Genomic DNA, 6,623 nt, shown 5'->3' on the forward strand with positions numbered 1-6,623 from the left:
TGCAAACAGTGGGCCCCACATCTGCGTCAAAGGTAGCCATAAGAACAAGAAGCTTAGTCATCAGTTCTCTCTAATTAGAGAGACGAGCGACGAAGACATCATAGAATACTACGGTCAAGAAAAAGTGGTAACAATCTGCGAAAAAGCTGGGGTTGGGTTTGTCGAAGATTCTTTTTGTTTTCACAAAGGCGTTCTTCCAGTTAAACGCGACCGACTCATATTAGAAATCAAATATGCCCTTAATAACTTTGGCAGGATTCTCTGAAGCTACTTGAGCCCGACTCTGCCCAGAGGGCTTTGGCGCTCTCCAACATACCCCAGCTGCTCGGCATCGAGTTTTATACTGTTGATCCACGACCTGATCCCTGAATTTGTTGATGGTAAGGAGACCTGCCTAGCTTATCGTCGATGAGTCGGCCGATTAGAGCTTTTTCCTCATTGATGAACTGGGCAATAGCAGTTCGAAACTGCGGATGAAAAATCCAATGCGCACTGTAGTTAAGTTCCGGGAGAAAGCCGCGTGGGAACTTATGTTCTCCCTGAGCTCCGGCTTCAAAGAGTGTGATGTTATTGCGTATGGCATAGTCAATGGACTGGTAATAGCAAAGCTCGAAATGTAAATGTCTCACGTATTCATCAGCGCCCCAATAGCGGCCGTAAAGATGATCTCCTTTTCGATAATTGATTGTGCCTGCTATTTCCTTTCCCCGGTCGTAAGCAAAAATAAGAACCAGTCGATCTTTCATCGTTTCCATTACCGTATCGAAAAATCCAGATGTAAGATAGGGAAAACCGCCCATTTTTTCTATCGTCGAACGATAGAACCGGTAGATGATGCTGGCATGCCTAGGAAGAATAGCCTTACCTGTAACCGCCGCGATCTCAAACCCTCGTGCTATTAATTGCTCTCGTTCCCGTACGATCTGTTTCTTTCTTTTTGTCTTAAGATGGTCCAAAAAATCGGGAAAGTCCCGATACTCTCTATTAAACCAGTTGTACTGAAAGCTATGTCTTATTACAAAACCGCTTTCAGCGAAATGAGGGACTTCTTCCGGTGGGAGGAAAAGACCATGCACGGAATGACATCCTTTCTCTTCGGCCAATGCCAGTATTGCAGAAATTAGTGCGCGTGAGACAGCTTCTCTGTCCGCATTCGGGCGTAACAGGATCTTGGCGCCCGTAGCAGGAGTAAACGGTATGGCGGAAACCAGCTTTGGATAGTAAGGCAGCGCGTACCGATGATAGGCTTCTGCCCATTCCCAGTCGAAAATGTATTCTCCATAACTATTAGTTTTAAGATAGACAAAGGTTGCTCCCACAAGCTCGACTCCCTGCCATACAGTGAGATAGTGAGGTATCCAGCCCGTTTCACTCCCAACACTCTGACTCGTTTCAAGCGCCAGTAGGTACTCGTAATCTGAAAAAGGAAAATTAAGCGAGGTAATTTGACCCCAGTCCTGTTTCTGAATATCTTTCATGGAATGAAAGGTCTTTATTTGGTAAGGCGATATTGCCATGAGTAAGTTCTGTTCACCCAATGAATTAGAAAATATCAGTTCCGCTACGATCGAACATTACGACGCAAATGCCAATAGTTTTTGGCACGGGACAAAAGATCACGATGTGACGCAAAATTATGAGGCATTATTATCGGCTCTGCCCAACCAGAAAGGTCTATCGCTATTGGATCTGGGGTGCGGTCCGGGCCGCGATCTTCTCTATTTCAAGAAACAGGGACATCATGCAATTGGCTTAGATGGGAGCTACGAATTTTGTGAGATGGCGAGATCACTGACTGGTCTTCTGGTGCTCCACCAAGATTTCCTTAAACTAGAATTATCGGAGCAGTTTGTCGACGGTATTTTTGCGAATGCTTCGCTCTTTCATGTTCCTTCTCAGGAAATGGTCCGGGTATTAAAAGAGCTAAGGTCCGTACTAAAACCACAAGGGATACTTTTTTCTTCAAATCCCAGAGGAAACAGTGAGGGATGGCAAGGAGATCGCTACGGCACTTACCTTGAGCTCGCTCCCTATCAGCTACTGCTGGAATCGGCCGGTTTCGAGATCATAAAACACTACTATCGACCGCAGGGACTACCTTGCACTGAACAGCCTTGGCTTGCCGTTGTCAGTCGGAAAGTGGCTTAGTTAGTTATTGTCGGGAAACCCGACAAAAACTATCCTGAGGCGCCGCTAGGGTTTTGGGGGAGAACATCCTTGATCGCCTCGAGGCGTAAGCGCCCGATCTCGCTGCCCAAGGCCGCGCCCGTGAGTCCCTGAGCGATCGGATCGCCTGCATCGACGGACTGCGCCGCACGCAACGCCCGGCGCAGGTACTCCGGCTGAGGGTAGGCGCGATCCTCAAGCCCGGTACGCCCGCGGGCATCGGCTTCGCAGGCCGTGAGGAATTGCTCGAAGCGCTCCGGCCTTCGGAAGGCATCCAGGGCTTCGAGGGTAGTTAGCAGGGTCGCGGGCCGAAGCTCAAGGGCACGGTGACAATGGCTGTGATAGCGCGCGACCAGCACGGCGAGATCGCGGTAGTCGTTGGGGATGCGGTAGCGCTGGCAGAAGCCAAGGATGATATCCGCGCCGCGCTCCTCGTGCCCATGGTGATGCGGCCATTGCTCTTGCGGGCTCGTCCCTTTCCCGAGATCGTGCACCAAGGTAGCAAAGCGCACGCGCGGATCTTCGCTCAAGCGCGCAGCCTGGTCGAGCACCAGCATCACATGCAGTCCGGTGTCGATTTCGGGGTGGTGGCGCGGCGGTTGCGGCACGCCGAAGAGCCGTTCGATCTCGGGAAAGAGCGCAAGCAGGGCGCCGCAGGTCCGCAGCGCCTCGAAAAATAGGCGCGGATTGGGCTCGGCGAGGGCCTGGTCGAGCTCCGCCCAAACCCGCTCGGGAACCAAGGTTTCGGTTTCCCCCGCCGCGACCATCTCGCGCATGAGCGCCAGCGTTTCCTCGGCGATCCGAAAGCCGAAACGCGCAGCGAAGCGGGCGACGCGCAAGATGCGCACCGGATCCTCGGCGAAGGCGGAAGAGACATGCCGGAGGATCCCGCGTTCCAGATCCGCGCGCCCGCCGTACGGGTCGATGATGCCTCCGTCGATGTCTTCGGCCATGGAGTTGATAGTCACGTCGCGGCGTTCGAGATCGGCCTCCAAGGAGACCTCGGGCGAAGCATGGAACACGAACCCCTTGTAGCCGGGTCCCACCTTGCGTTCGGTGCGCGCGAGCGCGTATTCCTCGTGGGTCTGGGGGTGGAGAAAGACCGGGAAGTCCTTGCCGACCGCGCGGTAACCAAGGCCCAAGAGATCTTGCGCCGTGGCGCCGATCACGACCCAATCACAGTCCGAGACCGGGCGACCGAGGAGCTTATCCCGGACCGCGCCGCCGACCTTATAGACCTTCACTGCCGCCGCGCGAATGTTCGCAAGACCCGATAGCGCGCCCGCTGATGCTGTTTTTGCAGATACGCCGGGACCACCGCCTCAATCGCAACCGGCTCGATACCCAGGGCCGCGAGCCTACTCTCGCCCTGGCACACGCTCGGGACCTGTAGCGAGCGGTAATTATCCAAGGACATAGGCTTCCCCGGAATCCATTCCAAGACTTGGGCCTGAAGATACGAAAGTCTCTCGTTTAGCGGCAGGATGCGGCGGCGTAGATGCAGGCACGTGGCTGTATATGCTACCAGCTCTTGCAGCGTGTATTGCTTCGGTCCGCAGAGATCGTAGCGCCGTCCCGCCGTCGCCGGGTCCTCTAGCGCCCGCATGAAAGCCTCCACGACGTTGGTGACATACACCGGGGCAAACAGCGATCGCGGGCACGCCAGGGGAAAGAAATAGGGGCTGAGCCGCAGCAATTGGGCGAAACGGTTGAAGAAGCTATCGTCGGGGCCGAAGATCACCGAGGGCCGGAAGCTCGTGATCCGCAACCTCTCTCCGGCCGCTTGGTGCACCAGATCCTCGGCCTCGCCCTTGGTCTTGAGGTAGTGGCTGGGACCGGCCGCGGCGTCCGCATTGAGCGCGCTCATGTGCAAAAGGCAGTGGATAGGATTGCTCCGGCAGGCCTCCACGAGTTGACGCGCCAGATCGACGTGGGCATGGCGGAAGCCGCTACCGTCGTCGCCGCGCTCGTTGAGAATACCGACGAGGTTGATGACCGCATCGCACCCTGCAAGCTGGCGCGTCATCTCGGCGGCATCGTGTACATCACTCTCGATGAGGTCCAAGGTCGGGATCACGAGCAGCTCGCGGTGCCGTTCCCGCCGCCGGGTGAGCACGCGGATGCGGTAGTCTTGGCCGCTCAGGGCATTGACGAGATGGCGGCCGACGAAGCCGGTGCCTCCCAGGATGGCAATGGTTTTGATGATCATAGCTTAGCCGTAGTTACCTTCGTTCGCAGCGGCGCAGGTGATTCGCATCGTGGCGGTTCCGCCGCGCGGGGACACCGCCGCAAGCCGCTCGCTAATAGGCTTCACCTGCTTTCCCATGCGCCACTCGTAGAGCGCGGTGTAGAATAGCGTATTGCGCACGTAGCGGCGCGTTTCCCTATAGGGGATCGTCTCCACCCAGAACTCCGCGTTTTGGCAACCCCCTTGCGGCCGCCAGCGTTCGACCTTACCGGGGCCGGCGTTGTAGGCAGCCGCCGCCATGGCCAGATGGCCGTTGAAGCGCGCCAGCATTTGGTGTAAATAGCGGCTGCCGAGTGCGATGTTGGTCTTGGGATCATAAAGCTTGACATCGGCCGCTAAGGGCATACCCAGGTCTTTCGCTACCTGCCTTCCCGTGCTCGGGAGCACTTGCATGAGACCGACCGCCCCCGCCGTCGAGCGCGCCTGATCGAAGAACGCGCTTTCCGCGCGCATGATACTGTAAAGGATAGCAGGTTCCATGTTATATCGCGCCGCGCTCTCGGAAACCCACGACGCATAGGGTATCGGAAAGCGAAGATCGAGATCATCGTAGGCTTTGACCTTCCCGAGCGCGGAAATCACCCGATCGTGCCAGCCCCACTCATGGGCGATGGCGGCCGCGGCGGGAACCGCGCGATCGGGCAGGTGATTGACCGTGTAAGTCCATTCGCTGCGCGCTTCCCGCAGATATCCGGCGAGCCATAGCTCGCGCGCGCGCGCCATGCCCGGCAATGATCGTATGCGCGCGTCTTCTGTTGCCGCCAGGCGCGTCGGCCGATGGCCGAAACGATAGCGCACGCCCAGCCGATCGGCCGCCGCGAAACCGTAATAGTCGCGTTCGGCCGCCAGTTCTTGGAATAGCCCGCGTGCCGCGGGCGCGTGTCCGGTAGACTCCAAGGCGCGGGCGCGCCAATAGCGCCAGCGCAAGGGATTCATGTCCCCGACCGCCTCGCGTTTGGTCCAACGCGCGAGATCGGACCACGCCCCGGTTGCGATCGCCAACCGTAACTGGGCGCGCTGGACCTGCGCGTCCACGACGCCGGCGTCGATCGAATGCAGCCAGGCAAACGCCTGCGGCAGACGTTGATCGGCGGCGGCCAAACCGAGGCTGCGCTCGATCTGCCCGATGAGCGGATCGCCGGATTTAAAGCGCGGCGCAAACCGTCTCCAAACCGCGTAAGCCTGCTCGGCATCGGTGCGCGCCAGCCGGGCGATGCCATGAGCGATGATCTCGCGGCCGATCGGATGATCGTGCTTGAAGTCCTCGCCTGCTAATACTTTGGCCGGATCGTTATGGCTGGTGATCCAGAGTGTCGCCCAAGGTCGCTCGGCCCGTGATAACCTGTCACCGAGATAGGCGGCAAGGCGCGTCTCACCGGCCGTCATCGCCAGCCGGATCCGCCGCCAAATCAAGTCCTCGTCCAAAGAGCGCTCTTGCAGGGCAGCGAAGGCCGGATCGCATTCGGTGGGCCGTGTGGCCGCGCTCAGCCACAGTTGTTTGATTTCCTCCAGCACGGCGTTGTCCGGTCCCAGCCGCAGGCGGGCCGTAGCGTAGTGACACCGCAACACCGGATCTTCCTGGTATGTATAAAACTCCATATATATGGGCCAATCGCCCCTCAAGGCGAGCGTGCGCAGCCAGGCCGTACGCAGTGGTGCGGCGAGTAGGGTTTCAGAATAGGCCTTCAAAAACGTGCGGACTTCGTGGGGTGCGGCTTGGGCGAGGCGCGGGCGCAGATAGTCGTAGCGCAGGTAGGGATAAAGGGCGTAGTCCTCGAGCCCGGATGCTAGCTGGCGATAAGCTTGGAGATCCCCCGCGCGCAGGGCCTCACGCGCGCGGCGGAAACCCTCGCGCTCGCCGCTCAACTCATCCACCCGCGATCCCGCGTAGGTCAGGCCGAACGCGCACATGAGCGCGACGCTAACCCAACCGAGCGGTGAGAAACATGCGTGGCGACGCGGGTGCGCTGACATGGGTTGCAGATTGTCGTTGGAAACCCAGGCTGTGGCAATTTCCATGAACGACATGTTGCGGTACTGGGTCAGTTTGACCCGCAGAATATTTGCGTGGCAGGGCCAGGGAGGGTGTTATTGTAGGGCCGCGCCACCAACCACGAAGCACCGTCCCTGGCGCACCGGCGCAGCGTAGCGGGCGTGGTCGGCGGCGGGCAGAGATATGTAGCGGCGGGTATGGGGCGGGGGTTAATAG

At 58.1% G+C, this 6,623-nt stretch carries 6 protein-coding genes; 2 read left to right on the forward strand and 4 right to left on the reverse strand.

Annotation, left to right across the window (positions count from 1 at the left end; genetic code table 11):
• On the forward strand, positions 1–265 hold a 265-nt coding region (locus M3436_18160), incomplete at its 5' end, for a hypothetical protein (GenBank protein ID MDQ3565932.1).
• A gap of 73 nt (positions 266–338) precedes the next feature.
• Here the strand turns inward: M3436_18160 and M3436_18165 are convergent.
• Positions 339–1,478, reverse strand: coding sequence for a GNAT family N-acetyltransferase (locus M3436_18165; protein ID MDQ3565933.1), 1,140 nt, complete (start codon positions 1,476–1,478; stop codon positions 339–341).
• Positions 1,479–1,515: 37 nt separating this feature from the next.
• Here M3436_18165 and M3436_18170 point away from each other — a divergent pair, with 37 nt between their 5' ends.
• Positions 1,516–2,148 carry a methyltransferase domain-containing protein gene (locus M3436_18170; protein ID MDQ3565934.1) on the forward strand — a complete coding sequence of 211 codons (633 nt, stop codon included), beginning with the start codon at positions 1,516–1,518 and terminating at the stop codon, positions 2,146–2,148.
• A gap of 29 nt (positions 2,149–2,177) precedes the next feature.
• On the opposite strand, the gene M3436_18175 is transcribed toward M3436_18170, so the two are convergent.
• From M3436_18175 to M3436_18185, 3 genes are read right to left on the reverse strand one after another with little or no spacing between them, the layout of a single operon-like run.
• Positions 2,178–3,410, reverse strand: coding sequence for a multifunctional CCA addition/repair protein (locus tag M3436_18175; protein ID MDQ3565935.1), 1,233 nt, complete (start codon positions 3,408–3,410; stop codon positions 2,178–2,180).
• Positions 3,407–4,375 (reverse strand): complex I NDUFA9 subunit family protein, encoded by a 969-nt coding sequence (locus M3436_18180; protein MDQ3565936.1) that lies wholly within the window; start codon positions 4,373–4,375, stop codon positions 3,407–3,409. The genes M3436_18175 and M3436_18180 overlap by 4 nt, the downstream gene beginning before the upstream one ends.
• Before the next feature lie 3 nt (positions 4,376–4,378).
• The gene (locus M3436_18185; GenBank protein ID MDQ3565937.1) at positions 4,379–6,433 is read right to left on the reverse strand and encodes a transglycosylase SLT domain-containing protein; all 2,055 of its coding nucleotides are present in this window, start codon (positions 6,431–6,433) and stop codon (positions 4,379–4,381) included.
• Positions 6,434–6,623 lie beyond the last annotated feature (190 nt).

The sequence above is a fragment of the Pseudomonadota bacterium genome, assembly GCA_030859565.1.
In the GTDB taxonomy this organism is placed as follows: domain Bacteria; phylum Pseudomonadota; class Gammaproteobacteria; order JACCXJ01; family JACCXJ01; genus USCg-Taylor.